Source organism: Pseudarthrobacter sp. (genome assembly GCF_036675385.1).
Taxonomy (GTDB): Bacteria; Actinomycetota; Actinomycetes; order Actinomycetales; family Micrococcaceae; genus Arthrobacter.
On record NZ_JAKFFD010000181.1, the window covers coordinates 1 to 20,644 of the forward strand.

Below are 20,644 nucleotides of genomic sequence, written 5' to 3' on the forward strand. Positions count from 1 at the left end.
AGCAGTTCGGCAACGCCGAGCACGCTGACCAGGGAGGTTCCCTTGAACATTCCGATCACCTGGTTGCCGGTCGCCGGGATGATCGAGGGCATCGCCTGCGGGATGATGACCTTGCGCATCCTCGTGCCGGAGCTCATGCCCAGGGAGTCGGCGGCCTCGATCTGGCCCTTGCCGACCGAGGAGAACCCGCCGCGGATGATCTCGGCCATATAAGCGGCCTCGTTCAGGGTCAGGCCAACCAGGGCTGCGGTGATAGGTGCCATCAAGGCGTTCATGTCGATCGCGGTGCCGATGTCGGTGAACGGGATACCGATGAACAGGTCCGGGTAGAGCGCGGAGATGTTGAACCAGAAGATCAGCTGAACCAGCACCGGGGTGCCACGGAACAAGGTGATGTAGATACCCGCGGCGATGGAAACCGGCTTCACGTGCGAGGAGCGCATGATTGCCAGGCCCAGCCCCAGCAGCGTTCCCAGGGTCATGCTCGCGACGGTGAGGAAGATTGTGAGCATCAGCCCACGAAGGATGGATTCATGCGTGAAGTACTGGGCAACCACATCCCACTTGAAGTTGGGGTTGGTCAGGACGGAGACGAGGATCCCGATGCCTGCGAGAATGCTGAGGACCCATCCCGCGTACTCGGATCGAGTCCGAAGCCGAAGCCGTGGCTTCAGGGCTGCATCAATGCTAGCCATCGTTGCCTCTCTTCCTTTGTTAGTTGCTGTGACCATGGAGGGCCCCCGCTAGTTCAGCTTGGCGTCGGTGATGGCCCCGGACTCCAGACCCCAGTTCTCCAGGGACTCCTTGTACTCCGGGGTCTCAAGGACGGACTGGATTGCTGCCTGCAGGGCCGGGGTCAGCGGCGAGTCTTTCTTCAGGCCTACGGCGGTCACGTCGCTGTTGCCGACGTTGACCCGGCCAAGCAGGGTGAAGGAACCCGGCTGCTGCTTCTCTGCCCACCCGAGAGCGGTCGTGTCGTAGAGGATGCCGTCGATCCGCTTGGAGTGCAGCTGGGTCAGGGCGTCCTGGACGTTGGGCAGCGTCACGGCGTTGATCGCCGGCTGTCCCTTGGAGGTGCAGGTCTGCTCGCTCAGGGCCGGAAGGCGCTTGAGCTGGCCGGTCGAGCCCTGGGTGACGGCGATGTTCTTCCCGCACAGGGTCTCGACGGTGAGGTTCAGCGGGTTCCCGGCGGCCGCGGCCACGGAGGTGCCGGCCTGGAAGTAATCGATCATGTCCAGGACCTTGAGCCGCTCTTCGGTCTTGGCCATGGTCGTGGCGGTGAAGTCGAACCGGCCACCGTCCAGGCCCGGGACGATCGTATCGAACTTGGTGTCCACGAACTTCAGCTTCAGGTCAAGCTTCTTCGCAACGAGCCGGGCGATGTCCGGGTTGAGCCCGATCGCGGTGGTGTTGTCCTCCGCGAGGAAGGTCGTGGGCGGGTAGTGCAGGTCCATGGCGACCGTGAGCTCGCCCTTGTCCTTGTAGGACTGTGGCAGCAGTGCCACGGCAGCCGCGTCAGCCTGGACGCCCTCGGAGATGTCGGTGGTGTTGTTGGTCTTTGACTTTTCCTCGGATGCCGGAGTGCCGGTGGCCGCGCCGCCACAGGCGCTCAGTGCCAATACGATTGCGAGCCCTGCGGCTGCGGTCTGAACTTTGTTGATGGTCTTCATGGTGCTTCCCTTCGAAATGGTTTCAGCTGTTGTTGATTTGCTGAGATGGGGGCAGTCTTGGTGTTGCTTCCATGCGGTTGTGATCAGGATCTCTTTCCGCATCTACAGCAATGCAACAGCCCAAATCGCCGATTGTCAACAATTGACGATAAATAAATCGAGTATATTTCGGCCCTGATCTTGTTGCGAAAGAATCTCACTAAGAACTGTTGACAATCTACAATCAGCGGATCTAGAGTCGAGGAAAGCGGGAACAGGAGCTCTGATGAACCCTCAGGAACCCGCTGGCGCAGACCAAAGGAAGGCGGCAGGCCACAGATCCGGGCCTCCCGTTCAAGACCCAACGAAACGGACGAATCATGGCAGACTCCAACCGGCCGAAGTACATCTCTTTTGATATCTACGGCACTCTCATCAACTTCGACATTGATCCCACCACGCGTCGCCTGCTCGATGGCCGCATCTCAGAGGAGCAGTGGCCTACCTTCAAGAAGCAGTTCCGCGGTTACCGGTTCGACGAGGTCTGCGGCGACTACAAGCCCTACGAGGCGATCCTCCAGGATTCCTTTGACCGCGTGTGCAAGCGCTGGGGCATTGGGCCGACCGAAGGCGCCGGCGCAGCGTTCGCCGAGGCTGTGCGCGGCTGGGTTGCCCACGAGGACGTGCCGGCTCCGCTGAAGCTCATGGGTGACAACTACAAGCTGGTGGCTCTGTCCAACGCGGACACCAGTTTCCTGGACATCAGCATTCCCAAGCTCGGCGCGGACTTCCACGCCGTTTACACTGCTGAGCAGGCCCAGGCCTACAAGCCGCGCTACCAGGCGTTTGAGTACATGCTGGACACGCTGAACGCCAAGCCGGAGGACTTCCTGCACGTCTCCTCGCACACCCGCTACGACATGCATCCGATGCACGACATGGGCTTCCGGAACCTCTGGATGCTGGACCGTGGCTATGACCCCATTGGCGAGGGCTACGACCTCAACACTGTTAAGTCCCTGGACGAGATCAACAAGCACCTCGGTCTCTAACCGACTTCGAGGCGAAAGGTCAACCCGTGAAACTCATTCCTTACTGGCTGGACACAGCCGAAGCATCCGGAGACTACCGGCAGACTCCGGTACCGGAGAACGTCGATGTGGCAATCATCGGCGCCGGATTTACGGGGCTGTCCGCAGCCCTTGAATTTGCCAAGCAGGGCGCCAGCGTTGCCGTCTTCGAACGCCACACCGTCGGGTGGGGCGCGTCGGGCCGTAACGGGGGAATGGCGACGACCGGGTTGGCCATCAGCTTCAGCACCGCGGTCAAGCGCTACGGCGCCACCCGCGCGGTGGAGATGTTCCAGGAATACAACGACGCCATCGACACCATCGAGAAGCTGGTGCATGAGAACGGCATCGACTGCGATTACAACCGGCACGGAAAGCTCTCGCTGGCGTTCCATAAGTCCCACTACGAGGGCTTCCTGAAGTCGCAGGAGAAGCTGGCCACCCTGGCCAACCACCATGTCACTGTTATCCCGAAGTCCGAGATCCATAGTGAAATCGGCACGGACTTCTACCAGGGCGCGATGGTTGATCCGCTCGGGGCCGGTCTGCACGTGGGCAAGTTCGTGCACGGCTTGGCGGGAGTGGCTGTTGCCGCCGGCGCTGATATCTGCGAGAACGCTGCGGTGACCGAGCTGAAGAAGGTCTCCGGTACCGTGCACGACGTGCACACCACCCGGGGCATCACCCGGGCCAAGCAGGTCCTGGTCGCTACCAGCGGCTACACCGGCAACGTCACGCCGTGGCTGCAGCGCCGTGTGATCCCGGTTGGCAGCTTCATCATTGTCACTGACCCGCTGCCCGAAGACGTGGTCAACCGGATCCTGCCCAACCGGCGCCAGGCCTCGGACAGCAAGATGCTGACCTACTACTTCCGGATCACCCCGGACAACAGGCTCCTCTTCGGCGGCCGGGCCCGTTTTGCCCTGTCCAGCCCGGACTCGGACGTCAAAAGCGCCGAGATCCTGCGCAAGGCCATGCTCGAGCTCTTCCCGTACCTGTCCAACGCCAAGGTGGACTACATCTGGGGCGGCCTGGTGGACCTTTCGATGGACCAGATGGTCCACGCCGGCGTCCACGACGGACTCTACTACTCCCTCTGCTACAGCGGACACGGTGTCCAGATGGCAGCGCACATGGGTAAGCGGATGGCCCACTACATGGCCGGCGACAAGAGCGCCAATGTCTGGGAAGACCTGAAGAACCCGCCCGTCCCGGGCCACTTCGGTCCGCCCTGGTTCCTGCCCTTCATCGGCGCAGCGGCAAAAATCATCGACCGCGTCAAATAGGCAGGATAAGGGTTCACATGCTTTCATCAACGACCGCGGCTCAAGCGCGCCCGAAAACAGCTGAGGAAACAGGATATGGCCGGACAAACGTGGCCAACCTTCCCGGCGGTGCCTTTTTCGAAGGCCAGTGGCAAACCACCGACATGACCCTGGAAATACGGGATCCTGAAGATGGCATCCTGCTGGGCCGAGTATGCACCTCTACACCGCAGGACGTGCGGCGCGCGATCGCGCACATTCATCGCCACCTCCAGACTGACAACTGGCCTCTGCGTTCACGCCGCATGGCGCTGGAGAATGCTGTGCAGCTTCTGGGCGAACAGTCTGAGCGGTTCTCGAAGATCATTGCCGCGGAAAGCAGCAAAACGATCGTCGAGGCGGAGCGTGAGGTGCGGCGTTGCATGGAAACCCTCAGGCTTTCTGCCGCCGCTTCGAGCGAGCTGACGGGGGAGACGCTGGGTTTTGATGACAGCATGGCCGGCGGTAACAAGATCGGCTGGTACAGCCGTAAGCCGGTGGGGATCGTCGCGGCGATCACGCCGTTCAATGATCCCCTGAACCTCGTGGCACACAAGCTGGGTCCGGCCATCATCGGAGGCAACGGCGTCGTGCTTAAGCCTTCCGGCCGAACCCCGCTGTCCGGGCTGGCACTGGTCCAGCTCCTGGTCGAAGCGGGTGTCCCGTCGGGACGTCTCGCCGCGATCGTGGCCGGTCCGGGCGTTTCCGAAGCGCTGGTGACGGATCCGCAGGTGGACCTGATCTCCTTCACCGGCGGTCCCCAGACGGCGGACCGTATTGCCGCCGCGGCAGGTGCCAAGAAGATCATCTCCGAACTCGGCGGCAATAACGCCACGATTGTCTGCCCGGACGCTGACGCTGTCCAGGCAGCCGAGGCGATTGTGGCCGGAGCGTTCGGTGTGGCAGGGCAGAACTGCCTGTCCGTGCAGCGCGTGTACGTCCACATCTCGCTCTTCGAGCAAGTCCTCGAACGCGTCACCGCGGGCACCAAGGCACTCAGGACCGGGTCCAAGCTCGACCGGAACACCGACGTCGGGCCTCTCATTTCGGAGGACGAGGCCCGGCGCGTGGAGGAATGGGTGGAGGAGGCGAAGGCTGCCGGCGCCGCCGTACATGCCGGAGGCAAACGCCGTAACGCCTACTACGAACCCACGGTCCTGACCGATGTGCCCTCGGAATGCCGGGTGATCCGGGAGGAAGTGTTCGGGCCCGTAGTCAGCATCCTGCCCTTCATTGAAGCCCAGGACGCCATTTTTGCGGCGAACAGCTCCGATTACGGTCTCCAGGCAGGTATCTTCACACAATCCATCGACCTTGCCTTGGCCATCGCTGACCGGTTGCACGTAGGCGCCGTTGTCATCAATGAAACCAGCGACGTGCGGATCGATTCCATGCCATTTGGTGGTTTCAAGAAATCCGGTGTGGGCAGGGAAGGCGTCAAGCACGCCGTCCGTGAGATGACCGAACCCAAGAGCACCATCATCAAACTGGTGGAGCCAGCTACGCGGTGGCACCAGCTGACGGGCACCATGGAAGGGAGTGCATCATGAGCACCCACAAAATCGCGGTCATCGCAGGTGACGGGATCGGGAAGGAAGTAGTCCCGGCAGCGATCGAATGCCTTGAGCGGATTGCGCTGATCCATGCCCTCAACCTGGAGTTCACCTATTTCGACTGGGGATCCGACTATTATGGCCGCCACGGACGGATGATGCCCGTTGACGGCCTTGAGCAGCTCGCCAAGCACGACGCCATCTTCCTGGGCGCCGTCGGCTCACCGGAAGTTCCGGACACGGAATCGCTCTGGGGGTTGCTGATCCCCATCCGCCGGGAGTTTCAGCAGTACATCAACCTCCGGCCCGTTAAGACGCTCGACGGCGTGACCTCGCCCCTTGCGGCCGGGCACCCGGTCGATCTGCTCATCGTCCGGGAAAACAATGAAGGGGAGTATTCCGAAATCGGCGGCCGGATGTACCGTGGCCTGCCCGAGGAAAGTGCCATGCAGACCACGGTCTTTACCCGTTTGGGCGTCCTGCGGGCAGCCCACTATGCGGCGCGACTGGCCGCGACGAGGCGCGGGCAGCTTACCTCGGCCACCAAGAGCAACGGCATCGTACACACCATGCCCTTCTGGGACGAGGTCGTTGCCGAGACGGTGCGGGAATATCCGGGCGTCACCCTGACGAGCGAACTGGTGGATGCACTCGCCGCGCACCTTGTCCTGAAGCCCTGGACCTTGGACGTTATTGTCGCCTCCAACCTGTTCGGCGACATCCTCTCGGACCTCGGCAGTGCCGTGACAGGCTCCATCGGCCTGGCTCCCAGCGCAAACCTGAACCCGGAGGGCGACTACCCGTCCCTCTTCGAACCCGTTCACGGCTCAGCGCCCGACATCGCCGGAAAGGGCCTGGCAAACCCGGTAGGGCAGATCTGGTCCGGCGCGATGATGCTGGAGCACCTCGGACACCCCGAGGCAGCGGACCACCTCCAGGCCGCCTTCGAGTCGGCCCTCCGGGAGGGACTCGGCACCCGCGACGTCGGAGGCACTTCGTCGACGTCCGAATTCACTGCCGCAGTCCTGGCCGCGATCGACGTCATCGACGAGATTGGCGCAAGCACGGCAAGCAGGCCGGCGGCAGCACCGGCGTCGTCATGACTGTCCCGGAACGCAAGCGGCCCGTCGTCGCAGTCCTCTACCGGGAGGCTCTGCCGCCCCGCCTGGAAGAGATCGAACAGCTGGCCGAAGTACGCCTGACCAAAGCCGACGGACTGGCTGAGGCCATGGACGGCGCGGACGTTCTGTACCAGTGGCATTCGTTTTCCCCCGCTTTGAGGGAGAACTGGGATGCAGCCTCGTCGCTGCAGTGGGTTCATGTCTCGGCAGCGGGTGTGAGCCAGTTGCTTTTCGATGAGCTGATCCGCAGCAACATCACCTACACGAACTCCCGCGGGGTGCTCAGCCGTGCCATTGCCGAGTTTGCACTTGGCTTTGTCCTGGACATGGCCAAGGACGCCCACGGGTCGTTCCGGCTGCAGCAGCAACAGCGCTGGCAACACCGGGTGACCCGGAAGATCCAGGGCCAACGGGCACTCGTGGTGGGTACAGGTTCCATCGGACGGGAGACCGCGCGTTTGTTCCGAGCCGTGGGTATGGAGTTGAGCGGGGCCGGGCGCACAGGTCGATCGCGTGACGACGACTTTGATGTGGTCTATTCCTCCGCGGACCTGGCCAAAGTGGTGCCGGACTTCGACTATGTTGTGCTCGCGGCACCATTGACGGCAGCTACGAAGGGCCTGGTGAACGCGGACGTCCTTTCGGCGATGAAGCCGTCAGCGCGCCTGATCAATGTGGGGCGGGGGGAACTCGTTGAGACAGATGCGCTGGCCGAAGCGTTGGCCTCCGGCTCCATCGCCGGCGCTGCCCTTGATGTTGTCCACCCGGAGCCGCTGCCTGAAGGGCACGCGCTCTGGAACATGGAGAACGTGATAATCACACCTCACATGAGCGGCGACACCGTAGATTATCTTGACGATCTGGGCAAGTTGTTCGTGGACAACCTCCGTCTGTTCATCGAGGGCCAGCCATTTCAAAACGTTGTGGACAAGTCCCTCGGATTCGTCTCAGTTTCCTGACTCTCCATCCTTAGAGGACCCCGTTATGCCCACGTCAACTAAAACAACTACGATCAAACACTTCATCAATGGCGTTGAAACCACGGGCGAGGGCAACAGTGTCCTGCACGTGCACAATCCGGCAACGGGCCAGGTGACCGGTGAATTGCGCCTTGCCGACGAAGCAGACCTGAATACCGCCGTCGCTGCTGCCAAGAAGGCAGCCGAGACCTGGGGCGATATCTCCGTGGCCAAGCGAACCAATGTGCTGTTCAAGTTCCGCGAACTCGTCGCAGCGCACGTGGACGATCTCGCCGAACTGATCACCGCCGAGCACGGCAAGGTCCTCTCCGATGCCAAGGGCGAGATCGGCCGCGGCCTCGAGGTCATCGAGTTCGCCTGCGGCATCCCCACCCTGCTCAAGGGCGACTACTCGGACCAGGTCTCCACCGGCATCGACGTCTTCTCCTTCCGCGAACCCCTGGGCGTGGTGGCCGGCATTACCCCGTTCAACTTCCCTGTCATGGTCCCGCTGTGGATGGCCCCGATGGCCATTGCCACCGGCAACGCCTTCATCCTCAAGCCCTCGCACCGGGTTCCCTCAGCCGCCATGTTGCTGGCGAGGCTGTGGAAGGACGCAGGACTGCCGGACGGTGTCTTCCAGGTCCTCCACGGCGACCGCGAAGTTGTGTCCGGCCTGCTCACGCACCCCGATGTGGACGGCATCTCCTTTGTGGGTTCCACCCCGATCGCCCAGTACGTCCACGAGACCGCCACAAAGCACGGTAAAAGGGTCCAGGCTCTGGGCGGGGCGAAGAACCACGCGATCATCATGCCCGACGCCGACCTGGACAACGCCGCGGACCACCTCGCCGCCGCCGCCTTCGGCTCCGCCGGACAGCGCTGCATGGCCATCTCCGTTGCCGTCGCGGTCGGTGACGCCGCCGACCTTTTGGTCAAGAAGGTCCAAGAGCGAGCCCTGGCCGTGAAGGTCAACAACGGCACCGAGCCCGACGCCGATATGGGCCCGGTGATCAGCCCCGAATCCCGCGAATTCATCGTCAACACCGTCACCGAAGCGGAACGGGCAGGCGCTGCCCTGGTGGTGGACGGCCGCGACCTCGTGGTCCCGGGCCACGAGGAAGGGTTCTGGGTAGGCCCCACGGTCATCGACCACGTCAAGACCGAAATGACCGCCTACACCGAGGAAATCTTCGGACCGGTCCTCGTGGTGGTCCGCGTCCAGGACCTGGACGCAGGCATCGCCCTGATCAACGCCAACCCCTACGGCAACGGCACCGCCATCTTCACCTCCTCCGGCGCCAACGCCCGCAAGTTCCAGCGCTCCGTTGACGTCGGCATGATCGGCATCAACGTGCCGCTGCCCGTGCCGGTGGCCTACCACTCCTTCGGCGGCTGGAAGGCTTCACTGTTCGGCGACAAGCACATCTACGGCCCGGAAGGCGTCTCCTTCTACACCCGTGGCAAAGTAGTCACGTCCCGCTGGCCCGAGCCCACCCACGCCTCGGGTGCCTCCTACAACTTCCCGTCGAGCTAATGGCCGAGACCAAACTTTCCGTCCCGGCAACCAGCGACAGCAGAACGGAAACTGACTTCATGGGAAGGCGGGAAATACCGTCCACGGCCTACTGGGGCATTAATACGCTGCGCGCAGTGGAGAACTTCCCCATTACGGGCACGGCCGTCTCCTCGCATCCTCACCTTGTCAGGGCGCTGGCCCAGGTCAAGCACGCCGCGGTCCTTGCCAACTTTGATCTGGGCCTCATCGATGCCTCGAAGAAGGACGCCATCGCGCGCGCCTGCGATGACATCGAACGTGGTCTGTTGCAGGAACAGTTCGTGGTGGACGTCATCCAGGGCGGAGCCGGGACCTCGACGAATATGAATGCCAACGAGGTCATCGCCAATCGTGCCTTGGAACACCTGGGGCTTCGCAAGGGCAAGTACTCGGTCATCCACCCCAATGCGGACGTGAATCTCGGTCAATCCACGAACGATGTATACCCGACTGCGATCAAGATTGCCACCATCCAGGGTGCCGTCGAGTTGCTGGCCGCCATGGGGCATCTGCGTAAAGCCTTGGCCCGGAAAGCCGTGGAGTTTGATGACGTAGTCAAGGTCGGCAGGACTCAATTGCAGGATGCCGTGCCCATGACCCTTGGCCAGGAGTTCAGCACTTACGCAGTCATGGTCGACGAGGACGAACGACGCATTCGCGAGGCCCTGGTCCACCTGCACGAGATCAACCTCGGCGCTACGGCCATAGGCACAGGAATCAATACGCACCCTGACTATGCGGCCGTGGCATGTGGCCACCTTCAGGGCATCACAGGGCTGCCTCTGGTGACTGCAGGGAACCTCGTTGAAGCCACGCAGGATTGCGGCGCTTTTGTCCTGTTTTCCGGTACCCTCAAACGTGTCGCAGTGAAACTGTCGAAAGTCTGCAACGACCTGCGGCTGCTCTCCTCCGGGCCAAGGGCAGGCTTCGCCGAAATCAACCTTCCTCCCCGTCAAGCCGGATCCAGCATCATGCCGGGCAAGGTCAATCCGGTCATCCCAGAGGTGGTCAACCAGGTGGCCTTCGAGGTTATAGGCAATGACCTGACCATCACCATGGCCGCAGAAGCGGGGCAGCTGCAGCTGAACGCCTTTGAACCCATCATCGCGCACACTTTGTTCTCGAGCCTCAATCATCTCGCGGCGGCATGCACAACGCTGGCTGACTACTGCATTGACGGGATAAGCGCGAACAAGGAGTTCCTGCGTTCGCAGGTTGAGGCCAGCATCGGCGTCGTCACCATCCTCAATCCGCTCATCGGCTATGCCGAAGCGACTTCCGTTGCCCGACAGGCCCTGGCCACGGGCCGCAGTATCACCTCCCTCGTGCTTGAGCGAGGCCTGTTGACGCCCGACGAACTCGAGGCGATCCTTCAGCCCGAACATTTGGCAAACCCGCAGGCCCGCAGTTCGGAGTCCCTGCCGCTCTAGCGAGGTCGCCGTGAAGTTAGGAACCCAGGAATGACCACTGTTGCCAAAGCCTATGTCGCCACCTCGGCCACAGAATTGCAGCCCGGGCTCATTGAACGACGTGAGCCTGGCGAGTTCGAAGTACGGATTTCCATTAAGTTCACGGGTGTCTGCCATTCAGACATTCACACTGCGAGAGGCGAGTGGGCAGGAGTCAACTACCCGATCGTCGTCGGGCATGAGATTGCCGGCATCGTTGAGGCGATCGGGCCGAAGGTATCGCGCCATGTCGTTGGAGACCGTGTGGGCGTGGGGTGTTTCGTGGACTCCTGCCGGGAATGCGATAACTGTTTGGCCGGGGAGGAACAGTACTGCCTGTCCGGAGCGGTGAGTACGTATAACTCGACAGGGCGCGATGGCCTGCCAACCGCTGGCGGATACAGCACAAGCATCGTGGTGGATGAGAATTATGTTCTGCGGCTTCCTGAGGGTATTTCGATGGAAGCTGCCGCGCCGCTGCTGTGCGCCGGGATCACGATGTATTCGCCGCTGCGCACCTGGGGTGCCGGTCCCGGGAAGAGAGTGGCAGTCATTGGCTTTGGCGGGTTGGGCCACATGGGGGTCAAATTCGCGGCGGCCTTAGGTGCTGATGTCAGTGTGCTGAGCCAATCACTCAAGAAGCAGGAGGATGCGCTCCGTCTGGGGGCGAGAACGTACTTCGCCATGTCCGATCCCGACGCCTTCGATGTTCTGCGGGGACACTTCGACCTGATCATTAACACGGTGTCAGCCGATCTTGACATCGACCGCTACCTTTCCCTGCTCGCTGTTGACGGTGCCTTGATCATGGTGGGACTACCGTCGGAGCCGTTGACTTTACGCGTCTGGTCGCTGGCAGGGTCCAGGCGCACTCTCGCCGGGTCGAAGCTGGGCGGTATTGCACAGACGCAGGAAATGCTCGAATTCTGTGCGGCCCGCGGGTTAAGTGCCGAGGTGGAGGTCATTCCCGCGGACAAGATCAATGACGCATTCGATCGGGTGATCGCCAGTGACGTGCGGTATCGCTTTGTCATCGATGCAAGCACGTTCTAAGCCTCGTGTTGCTCCGAAGGAAGAACGACGGCGTCGCTCACCGTTCAGACTACGGTTTCCGACGAAATCCCGCCTGCTCCACAAGCTCGGTCAGCCACGGGCGGTGCCCCTGATGGAAGACCATTCCGTCAGGGAGACCCTGAACCGTAGGTGTGGAATTGACGATGTCGATTGTTATTCGGCCGCCGGCCATGGGCGCATTGCTGATGTGAAGATCGCCGTAGGACTCGGGCAGCACCGGATCCATCCAGAATCCGCCGCGCGAAACATGGGTGTCGTACCGCATCATGCTGGTCACCAACTGGATCGGTGTGGTGGCTGCCCAGGCCTGGGGGGAACAGGCGGTCGGATAGGGCACGGGTGCCGGAAGCTGCCGACGGTCAAAACCGCAGAACAGTTCCGGCAGCCGTCCATCCGAGAACTCTGCCGCTTCCAGGAGAGCGGTAGCGATCCGTTGCGCCTCCTCGACAAACCCGTATCGCATGAGTCCTGCTGCGATGACCGCATTGTCATGCGGCCAGACCGAGCCGTTGTGATAGCTGGCCGGGTTGTAGGCTCCCATGTCACTGGCCAGCGTCCTGACTCCCCAGCCGCTGAACATTTCCGGGGACATCAGCCGCTCTGCCACCAGTGGGGCTTTGTCCTCATCAACCAAGCCGACCCACAAACAATGCCCCATATTGGAGGCGCATGAGTCAACCTGACGCTTCTTACCGTCGAGGGCGACGGCGTAGTAGCCGCGATCAGGCATCCAGAATTGCTCGTTGAACTGTTCTTTCAACCGTGCCGCCCGATCGGCCAGCTCTGTGCCCAAAGCCTGGTCACCGGCGTCGTACGCTATCCACGCGCGGGCCATGTAAGCGTCGTAAACATAAGCTTGAACCTCGCACAAGGCAATGGGAGGTTCAGCCAGACGGCCGTCGGCAAAGTTGATGCCGTCCCAGGAGTCCTTCCAGCCCTGATTGATCAGACCCCGCGGGTTGAGACGCTCGTACTCTACGAAGCCGTCACCATCCTTGTCGCCGTAGTCGCGAATCCATTCCAAGGCTCGGTCGGCATGGGGGAGTAGGTTGGCGATGGTGTCCTTCGCGAAACCCCAGCGGCTCACGGACCCCAAGACGATAACAAACAACGGGGTGGCGTCAACGCTGCCGTAGTAGATGGATTTTCCGCCAAGTGCGAGATCGCTGGAAACATCGAGACGGACCTCATGCAGAATTTTTCCGGGCTCCTCCTCGCTCAGGGGATCCACCGCCCGGCCTTGGCGGTCTGCCAGGGTCTGCAGCGTGCCGAGGGCCAGTGATGGATCCACCGGCATGGCCATCTCCGATGCCCACAGTGAGTCACGGCCGAACAATGTCATGAACCACGGGGCTCCGGCCGCAACGACAACGCGATCAGGATGTACGGGGTCCTCGATGCGCAGGGCGCCCAAATCGTCGTAGCTTCTGCGAAGAGTCCGTTCAACGGACTTGTTGCCGATTTGGACAACGGGAATTTTTGCTACCCATTCCTGTCGACGCCGGTCCCGGGGCGACAAGTCGTCACCGTCCGGGTGGACGAACGACATAGTGGGAGAACTTGCCGCCTCGTTGCTCGGAACTGCGGTGAGAACCGTACTCCACTGGCTGTGCGGCGCGATCAATGCACGATATTTGAGGGTGCCTTCCGTGACGTCGGCTCCAGGCGCCTGGACCAGGATGCCCTTTCGGATGTCATGCCATACCGCCCGGATGGTTAGCGAATCTCCCTCCGCATGGCGCGTCTGATCCCAGCGCCGCTGGATCCTGGCTTCCTTCACTTCAAAGAGGTCGGCGAAGTCCGCTTCGAGGCTCACGGCAATGTCACATTGGACGGGATCCGGCGAGTAGTTACGAATAGTGATCTGTTCCTGGATGCCAGCACCGACTTCCCGAAGCCGCTCCACGATGACCGGGCTGTCGGCGTACCCGTCCGAGCGCGGAACGCGCCCCACAAAGAGTGCCCGGTAGGGTTCCTTGGTTTGCGCTGTCAGCGGCTCAAGCGCCTGCCCATTAATGGTCAGATTCCAGCGGGAGAGGATCCGGGTGTCCTGGAAGAATGCCCCGTGCGGATACTCAGGGTGAATGTCTCCATTCGGCAGCGAAATGCAGAAATTGGATCCCTCGACCAGCGTCACTGTTCCGGCCCCAAGGGGACCGGCCGCCGTGTCCGCGTTCCACCCAGCCAATTCAGTCTCCCTCGACCCATTGGTCCGAAACGCCGGCGACAGGTTCGGTATCGTCGGAGGCCTCGGATTCCATCTATATTTTCGAAGCTACGCCGCTCGGGTGAAAGGCGCCAGAGCAAAAGGGCGCCATCGAGGCAGGGCGTTTGGGCAAACGCTCAACGAGACTTTGGGAAGGATCGACAAAAGCAATTGCCGGGAACGCCATCTCGTAACAGTCAGCCGAAAGCGTCCAACTGCAGATGGACAGACAAGAGGATGACACCCAGGGCAAGGATCCCGGTGCATATGCGGGACAAGGAGCTGTAGACGGCGCTGGTGCTGGTCAGGAGCCCTCCCGCAATAAGTATGACCAGGCTAATCATCGCGCCTCCACGTTACGGATGCAGGAAATCTGCGGTGTGTCGTCGGTCCCCAGGACCTCTCAGGAGGCGTAGGCATCGTCAGTGAGTAACTCGTAGCCGTCTTCGATGTGGAACAGACGGCGATCACCGATACCGTCAATCACCCAGATCATTTGGCCATCTTCTGTTCGTTCGTCGATGGTGCCTTTGTGGCACTGCACGCCCTCACGGTGAAGGGTGACGATGTCACCACGCTGGAGTGAAGTCCACATGGATACCTGCCTGGCTGTACGACCACTTTGTCGCATCATGTGCCTTTCTTATCGAACGGGGGCCCTGAGATGGCTTTGTGGGGCGAAGAGGAAAAACTCTACTTACACTCTATCGTCGATTGTTGACAATTGATAGGCTGTCATTGTGCCCCTTTCAAGAGCACCAGGCCCGGCTATGACGAGATCTGCCAGATTCTGAGTGGAACCGCGACCATCACGGAGGCAGACGGAAGTAGTTTTGAAGTCGGTCCGGGCTCCTTGTTCGTGACGCCCGCCGGGTGGGAGGGTACCTGGCTCATCCATGACACGCTTCGCAAGATGTGGGTGGTGGCGGACCTTCCTGCCGCTGCCAGCTGACACGGAACACCCCTGACGCTTTTGCTGGAGGAATGCCATGAAGAAAAGACACCTGGCAGCGCAGCCCACTCCTGACCTCGCCGGAAGCTCGCGCACTGGTCACCATTGCCCGAAATCCGGGTGGTGGCTGGCCCGTGAAAACCCGGGCGACGCAAGGTTTATCACCAGAGGCGACGTGATGCCTGCCTCTGGCGGCGGACCGGCGCTCTGGATGATGAAGACGGCGGCGGACATGCGGGACCCCGGACCGGCAACAGCGTTGCAAGCCACCTCTTTGGCTTAGCGGCACGCGATCCTGTCGACCCGCGTGGCAAGCTCCTGGCCGCTGACAGCCAGAGTTGGAATTGGCATTCTTCGATGTGGGCCCTTGGTTGCCGCAGCGAAGATGCCATCAGTTGCGGCGCATCAGTGTTGGAGTCTGGCCGGCCGTAGGTTTCGGCAGGTCTCCTGCGTCCAGGGCGGTCCACAGCCCCTGTGTCCGGCAGGGGATCGAGGCCTCAACCAGCGCCTGGCTATGTGGGTGCCGGGGCGCCGCGAAGAAGTCCTTGGTTTCCGCCACCTCGATCACGCGCCCCTCCAGCAGTACGGCCACACGGTCGCACATGTACCGCACCACGTCCATATCGTGCGAGATGACGATCAGGGACAGGTTGCGTTCACGCTGGAGCCGCAGCAGCAGGTTCAGGATGGTTCGCTGGGTGAGGGCGTCGAGTGCCGAGGTGGCTTCGTCACAGATCAGCACCTGGGGTTCCAGCAGCAGGGCGCGGGCGATGGTGGCGCGCTGGAGTTGGCCGCCGGAGCACTGGCCCGGGCGCTTGTCCAGCAAGGCTGCATCCAGCTCCACCTCGTCCATCACGGCAGCGATCCGCTCGTCGCGCTGTTCCGGTCGAAGGGCATGGTGTGAGCGCAGCGGGGCCTGCAGGCTGGCACGGAGGGACATCCGCGGGTCAAAGGCGCCGTGCGGTTCCTGGAACACCAGCTGCACCGCGGTGTCCTGACGCGGACCAGCGGCGTCCAGCTGCCGGGTAATGGATCCTGTGCTGGCTGCTTCCAGGCCCACGATGGCTTTGGCCAGGGTGCTCTTGCCGGATCCAGATTGGCCCAGGACACCCAGGATCTCCCCGAGCTTAAGGGTCAGCGAGACGTCCTGCAGCGCGGCATGGCCCAGTTTCCGCCGCGATCCGAACTGCTTGCCCACGCCGTCCAGCACCAGGATTTCGCGTTCCGTGGAGGGCGGACGCCGGCGGGACTCCGGCGCCAGTCGCGCGGCGGCCAGCAGATCCCGGGCGTAGGTCGTCTTGGGCCGGGTCAGGAAGTCGCCGGCCGGACCGGACTCCACGATACTGCCGGAGTTCATAACCAGGACCCGGTCCGCGAAGGCGGCAACGGATGCGATGTTGTGGGTGATGTAGAGAATGCCCAGGCCGCGTTCGCGGCGTTCCCGGTCCAGCAGTTGCAGGATCTGGCGTTCCAGCATTTTGTCCAGCGCCGACGTCGGCTCGTCTGCCAGCAGCATCCCGGGCTGCCCGGCCAGCGCCAGGGCTGTCATGGCGCGCTGAGCCATGCCGCCGGAGAGCTGGTGCGGATAAGCCCGGATCCCCCTGGCGGGATCGGCAAAGCCCACTTCCTCGAGCAGGTTCAGCGCTTTGCTGCGCGCCTTTGAGCCCCGCAGGCCGGCATGGAGGCGCAGCGGCTCCTTGAGGTGCTGCCCGATGGTCCGGTTCGGGTTAAACATCCGTTTGGGCTGCTGGAACAGCATCCCCAGCCGGCCCCCGCGCACGGAGTTGAGCTCGTGTTCGGTGGCCCGGGTAAGGTCCAGGTTTCCCAGCCTGATGGAACCGCCCGTGATTCCCAGGCTAGGGGGCAGCAGCCGGAGGCAGGACATCGCGGTCAGCGTCTTGCCGGAACCGGAGCTGCCCACCAGCGCAACGAACTCACCGGGATCCAGGGACAGGGAGACACCTGAGAGCAGGGGCTTGCAGTAACCGCCTCCGTCGGGTTCCTTGTGGCTCACCTCCAGGCCGTCCATGACCAGGCCGTTATTCACAGAGCTCATTTTTCCGCCGCCTGGGGCATCAGCAGCGGGGCCGCTGCCATGTGGGCTGCCCGCTGGCCGATCAGGGTCACGCAGAGGGCAACCGTGAAAATGACCAGGCCCGGGGCGAGGATTCCCAGCGGGGCGCGGTCCGCGAAGGGTTGTGCAGCTGCCAGCATGGAACCCCAGTCCGATTGCGGCGGCTGCACGCCCAGGCCCAGGTAGGAGAGGGCGCCCACGCTAATGAGCAGGTGCCCGAACCGCAGCGTCGCCTGGCCCAGGATCGGTGCGGCGAGGTGGGGCAGGATGTGCCGGAAGATAATGAACGACGGCGGGCAGCCCACCACACGGGCTGCGTCCACGAAGCCCCGGGCCGAGACGTCGTATGCCAGGGTGCGCGCCAGCCTGGCAAAAGGCGTCCACCCGGTGACCGTGAGCGCGAGCAGCAGCGGCCCGAAACCCGTGCCCAGTGCAGCAACGATGAACAGCGCCACCACCATTTCCGGCAGCGCCAGCAGGACGTCGTTGGTGCGCGTCAGGAATTCGTCCACCCAGCCGCGGCGCCGCGCGCTGAGGATGCCGATGGCCACGCCCAGAAGACAGGTCAACAGCGTGGCCAGCGCGGCCACGGACATGGAGAATTGGCCACCTTCGAGGATCCGGCTCAGGGTGTCCCGGCCCAGGTTGTCCGTGCCCAGCCAGTGTGCGGGCGAGGGCGGGGCCAGGCGCTCTGCCAGGTTCTGCACCGCAGGCGGGTAGGGCGAGATCCACGGGGCCAGAAGCACTGCCAGCACAATAAGGGCAAGCACGGCCGTGGCCAGGGTAGTGACAGTCAGGCGGCTACGCAAGGGATCCTCCCACCGTGGGGCTGAGGAAGCGGTGGACGAAGTCCGCCAGGGTGGTCACGCCGACAGCGAGTGCCACCACTACCACCACTCCACCCTGGGCCAGCGGGATATCGCTGTTTACTACGGCGTCGAAAAGCAGCCTGCCCATGCCGGGCACGGCGAAGATGACCTCCACAATGACCGATCCGCCCAGCAGGCCCGCGAACCACACGGCGAACAGGGTGGACAGCGGCACCAGTCCGTTCGGCACCACGTGGCGGAGTACGGCCTGGCCCTGGCTCAGTCCCCTGGCGCGGGCTGCCGTCACGTGCTCCGCGGCTGCGGCGTCGATGATGCCGGCCCGTACGGCCGAGGTGAAGAAGCTGATGGGCCGCAGGGCAAGGGTCAGAGCGGGCAGTACGGCAGATGACATGTCGTTCCAGCCTGCGGTGGGCAGCACGGACAGCTTCAAGGCAAAGACCAGCACCAAGACGGGAGCAACCCAGTATTCCGGCATGGCGATAAGGGCCTGGGTGACGGCGGTGATGGCCTTGTCAGCGGTGCTTCCCGGCCGCAGTCCGGCAATGATTCCCAGGGGGAGCGATACCGCCGCGGCCAGGACCAGCGCCATGGTGACCAAGCTGAGCGTGACGGAGAGCGCCGGGAGCACCTGCTCCGCCACCGGCGTGCGGCTCACGAAGGACAGTCCCATATCGCCGCTAAAGAAATCCCCGAGCCAACGGAAGTACTGGACGGCCAGGGGGTCGTTCAGGCCAAGGCTCTCGCTGAGCCCCTTCACCGCGGACCCATCCACGGCGTCTCCTGCCACCCGTGACCGGATGATTTTCCGCACCGGATCCCCTGGCGTGAAGTACGGGATCAGGAAGACCGCGAAAGAGGACACCACAACGGCGGCCACCAGGGTGGCCGTCCGTTTGGTGATGAACTGCAGCATATGTGGCGGGTTTCGGGGAGCTGGTCTAGGACGCGGCCTTGCCTGTCTTGGCCGTCAGGACGTAGCGGGACAGCGGGTCCTGGACGTAGGAGAGGACGCTGGTGCGGATCGCGTCGGTTGCCTGTTCGTTCACGAGCCAGGCGTTGACCGCCTTGTCCTGGAGGATCTGGCCCGCCTTGGCGTACAGCTTGTAGCGCTCGTTCGTATCAACGGTTTTGGTTGCTTCGGCGATGATCCGGTCGTACTCCGGGTCGCAGAAGTGGCTCAGGTTGTAGGTGCCTTTGCAGGTGTAATCGGCGGTGAGGAACCCGATAGGGTCGGCGATGTCAATCAGCCGGTTGCGCTGACTGAGCAGCATGTCGTAGTTTCCTGCCAGGACGTCCGGCTCCGCCGAAGCATATTCCTTGGATTGGATCGTGACGGGGATGCCGATGTTCTTGAGATTCTCCTGGACGACGGCGGCAACGTCACCGAATTCGGCGCGCTCCACGATGGCGATGATTTCCAAGGGGCGGTCGGCGGTGTACCCGGCGCTGGCGAGCAGCTCGCGGGCTTCCTCAAGGTTCTGCTGCTGCTTTTCCTGCTTTTCGCCCGCCCAGGGCTCGGAGGGCGCGAACGGTCCGGTGGCCGGGATGGCGGCACCTTCGTAGACGCTGGCAGCCAAAGCGTCGAGGTCCAGCGCGTCTCGGACCGCCTTGCGGACGTCAACTTTGTCCAGAGGTGCGCGGCCGTTGTTCATGTAGAGCGTGGCAGTGCGGGGCGAATCGGCACCCAGCACCGTGACGCCGTCGTCCGCTTTCAGCGCGGCGATGCTGGCGACGGGGATGGACAATGAGATGTCCGCTTCACCGGTCTGCACCTGCGCGGCGCGCGTGGCGCCGTTGGTGATGAAGCGGATCTCGGCGCCGGCGAGCTGCACGTCACCGCCCCAGTAGTTCTCGTTGCGGTCCAGGGTCAGGGACTGCTTTGCCTTCTCCGAGACGGGAGTGAACGGCCCGGTGCAGTGCCCGAACGGGTCCACGCCTTCATCCTTGTAGGCAGCTGGTGCCAGGATGCCGGTGTTGACGCTGGCCAGCCGGTACGGCACCAGCGGGTTCTCCGCCGGCGTGCTGACCCGGACGGTCTGTGCGTCCACGGCGGTGACACTGCTGATCATGGTGCGGTTGAAGGCCCGAGCGGGGACCTTTGCGTCCAGGACGTGGTTAAGCGCCGCCACCACGGACTCGGCGGTGAGCTCTGCACCGTCCTGGAACATGACGCCCTGGCGGAGGCTGAAGTCCCATTCCAGGGGTGAGGTCTGCTTCCACTCGGTGGCCAGCGAGGGCAGGACCTTGCCTTCGGCCTGGTTGTAGGCGGTCAAGGTCTCCAGGCAGCCGGACAGGGACAGGATGTAGGCGGCATCGGACTCAATGGCCCAGTTGGCTACTGGAGCCCGGAAGTTGTCCACGATAATCCGCTGGCTCGTGTCAGCCGCGGCGGTGGTCCCGGCGGACTGGGTCTGGGTGCCGCTGAAGCCGCAGCCGGTGAGGGTCAGGGCAGCCGCCGCAGCCAGGATGGCGCGGGGACGGAGGAACGAACGCACAGGAAACCGCCTTGCAAGGCTGCCGTGGGGATCGGCAGGAATAAAAGAAGGGACTACTTAGGGTAGCCTTCCCTTCCGGTAAAGCAGCAATTTGATGACGTGCGCGCCCAGTAAGGAGAAGGGGGAGCGCCCTCCTGACGGGCGCCGCCGTCGTACTTTCCTGCCCAGTTGTCGCCGCCGGACTTTCCCGGGCGTACCCGGGAGGAGCGCACGCTCGCAGCTCTCTGAAACTTACGTGAGGCCGAGCTGCTTGGTAGCGACCATGAGCGTTTCCTTGGCGGTCAGCGCGGAAATGGCTGCCACTGCCCGGAACGGCTCAGAGGGAATGTGCGTGACCAGGGGTGGCAGCAG

18 protein-coding genes are annotated in these 20,644 nt (G+C 62.9%); 9 read left to right on the top strand and 9 right to left on the bottom strand.

From position 1 onward, the window contains the following. Both V6M49_RS15595 and V6M49_RS15600 read right to left on the bottom strand, forming a co-directional pair. A partial coding sequence (locus V6M49_RS15595) for an amino acid ABC transporter permease (protein ID WP_332761904.1) occupies positions 1–695 on the bottom strand: 695 nt, incomplete at its 3' end. A 48-nt stretch (positions 696–743) separates the two neighbouring features. Then, the gene (locus V6M49_RS15600) at positions 744–1,670 is read right to left on the bottom strand and encodes an ABC transporter substrate-binding protein (RefSeq protein WP_141140419.1); all 927 of its coding nucleotides are present in this window, start codon (positions 1,668–1,670) and stop codon (positions 744–746) included. Positions 1,671–2,029: 359 nt separating this feature from the next. Here V6M49_RS15600 and V6M49_RS15605 point away from each other — a divergent pair, with 359 nt between their 5' ends. The 8 genes from V6M49_RS15605 to V6M49_RS15640 all read left to right on the top strand — a co-directional run bounded on the left by V6M49_RS15605 (position 2,030) and on the right by V6M49_RS15640 (position 11,715). Beyond that, a complete protein-coding gene (locus V6M49_RS15605) occupies positions 2,030–2,701 on the top strand; it encodes a haloacid dehalogenase type II (RefSeq protein WP_141140420.1) in 672 nt (223 codons plus the stop codon). Positions 2,702–2,727: 26 nt separating this feature from the next. Continuing rightward, complete coding sequence (locus V6M49_RS15610; RefSeq protein ID WP_141140421.1) at positions 2,728–4,005, top strand: NAD(P)/FAD-dependent oxidoreductase; 1,278 nt, start codon at positions 2,728–2,730, stop codon at positions 4,003–4,005. 89 nt (positions 4,006–4,094) lie between these two features. Continuing rightward, positions 4,095–5,573, top strand: a complete 1,479-nt coding sequence (locus V6M49_RS15615) for an aldehyde dehydrogenase family protein (protein ID WP_332761907.1) — start codon at positions 4,095–4,097, stop codon at positions 5,571–5,573. Then, the gene (locus V6M49_RS15620) at positions 5,570–6,679 is read left to right on the top strand and encodes a tartrate dehydrogenase (protein ID WP_141140423.1); all 1,110 of its coding nucleotides are present in this window, start codon (positions 5,570–5,572) and stop codon (positions 6,677–6,679) included. Before V6M49_RS15615 ends, V6M49_RS15620 begins: the two co-directional genes overlap by 4 nt. Further along, positions 6,676–7,656: a D-2-hydroxyacid dehydrogenase gene (locus V6M49_RS15625; RefSeq protein ID WP_332761910.1), complete on the top strand. Its 981-nt coding sequence runs from the start codon at positions 6,676–6,678 to the stop codon at positions 7,654–7,656. The genes V6M49_RS15620 and V6M49_RS15625 overlap by 4 nt, the downstream gene beginning before the upstream one ends. Positions 7,657–7,681: 25 nt before the next feature. Beyond that, positions 7,682–9,193 (top strand): CoA-acylating methylmalonate-semialdehyde dehydrogenase, encoded by a 1,512-nt coding sequence (locus tag V6M49_RS15630; RefSeq protein ID WP_332761912.1) that lies wholly within the window; start codon positions 7,682–7,684, stop codon positions 9,191–9,193. Then, entirely contained in the window at positions 9,193–10,644 is a 1,452-nt protein-coding gene (aspA, locus tag V6M49_RS15635; protein WP_332761914.1) for an aspartate ammonia-lyase, read from the top strand. The genes V6M49_RS15630 and aspA overlap by 1 nt, the downstream gene beginning before the upstream one ends. A gap of 30 nt (positions 10,645–10,674) precedes the next feature. Beyond that, positions 10,675–11,715, top strand: a complete 1,041-nt coding sequence (locus tag V6M49_RS15640) for an NAD(P)-dependent alcohol dehydrogenase (RefSeq protein WP_332761916.1) — start codon at positions 10,675–10,677, stop codon at positions 11,713–11,715. Positions 11,716–11,764: 49 nt separating this feature from the next. Here the strand turns inward: V6M49_RS15640 and V6M49_RS15645 are convergent, their stop codons facing one another. From V6M49_RS15645 to V6M49_RS15655, 3 genes are all read right to left on the bottom strand, one after another. Continuing rightward, complete coding sequence (locus V6M49_RS15645) at positions 11,765–13,924, bottom strand: amylo-alpha-1,6-glucosidase (protein ID WP_332761917.1); 2,160 nt, start codon at positions 13,922–13,924, stop codon at positions 11,765–11,767. A gap of 215 nt (positions 13,925–14,139) precedes the next feature. Next, positions 14,140–14,286: a hypothetical protein gene (locus tag V6M49_RS15650; protein WP_332761919.1), complete on the bottom strand. Its 147-nt coding sequence runs from the start codon at positions 14,284–14,286 to the stop codon at positions 14,140–14,142. A 59-nt stretch (positions 14,287–14,345) separates the two neighbouring features. After that, positions 14,346–14,537, bottom strand: coding sequence for a hypothetical protein (locus V6M49_RS15655; protein WP_141140428.1), 192 nt, complete (start codon positions 14,535–14,537; stop codon positions 14,346–14,348). Positions 14,538–14,666: 129 nt separating this feature from the next. Here V6M49_RS15655 and V6M49_RS15660 point away from each other — a divergent pair, with 129 nt between their 5' ends. Then, positions 14,667–14,894 (top strand): cupin domain-containing protein, encoded by a 228-nt coding sequence (locus V6M49_RS15660; RefSeq protein WP_246848494.1) that lies wholly within the window; start codon positions 14,667–14,669, stop codon positions 14,892–14,894. Positions 14,895–15,285: 391 nt separating this feature from the next. Here the strand turns inward: V6M49_RS15660 and V6M49_RS15665 are convergent, their stop codons facing one another. The 4 genes from V6M49_RS15665 to V6M49_RS15680 are packed head-to-tail and all read right to left on the bottom strand — an operon-like array spanning position 15,286 to position 20,293. Then, positions 15,286–16,950: an ABC transporter ATP-binding protein gene (locus tag V6M49_RS15665; protein WP_332761922.1), complete on the bottom strand. Its 1,665-nt coding sequence runs from the start codon at positions 16,948–16,950 to the stop codon at positions 15,286–15,288. Then, a complete protein-coding gene (locus V6M49_RS15670) occupies positions 16,947–17,777 on the bottom strand; it encodes an ABC transporter permease (RefSeq protein ID WP_332761923.1) in 831 nt (276 codons plus the stop codon). The genes V6M49_RS15665 and V6M49_RS15670 overlap by 4 nt, the downstream gene beginning before the upstream one ends. Continuing rightward, positions 17,770–18,711, bottom strand: coding sequence for an ABC transporter permease (locus V6M49_RS15675; protein ID WP_141140430.1), 942 nt, complete (start codon positions 18,709–18,711; stop codon positions 17,770–17,772). Before V6M49_RS15675 ends, V6M49_RS15670 begins: the two co-directional genes overlap by 8 nt. Positions 18,712–18,736: 25 nt before the next feature. Beyond that, positions 18,737–20,293, bottom strand: a complete 1,557-nt coding sequence (locus V6M49_RS15680) for an ABC transporter substrate-binding protein (protein WP_332761925.1) — start codon at positions 20,291–20,293, stop codon at positions 18,737–18,739. Between the last annotated feature and the right edge of the window lie 351 nt (positions 20,294–20,644).